General features: G+C 71.7%; 1 pseudogene. It reads left to right on the top strand.

The features are described 5' to 3' along the window. Positions 1-254, top strand: a pseudogene (locus JMJ55_RS30645) (hypothetical protein); the annotation flags it as partial.

The following is a 254-nucleotide window of genomic DNA, read 5'->3' as shown; positions in this document are numbered from 1 at the left end:
CCCGTCGCAGACACCGCCGGCGTCGTCGAGCAGGAGCTCGCGCTCGGCGAAGCGGCCGGCTACGCCACCGTGCAGCCGATCGGTGCCGTCACCATCGGCCAGAAGGGCGAGCGCCTCGCCGAGCTCGGCGCGATGGCCTCCTCGCGCGCCAAGGTGCGCGTCTTCAGCGACGACGGCTTCTGCGTGTGGGATCCGCTGATCATGCGCCGCGCGCTCGAGTACGTGAAGGCCTTCGACGGCGTGATCGCGCAGCA

Origin of the sequence: Belnapia mucosa, from assembly GCF_016775475.1 — a bacterium.
Classification (GTDB): domain Bacteria; phylum Pseudomonadota; class Alphaproteobacteria; order Acetobacterales; family Acetobacteraceae; genus Belnapia; species Belnapia mucosa.
Note: the sequence above shows the minus strand (reverse complement) of the source record. Positions and strands in the feature narration are given on the sequence as shown.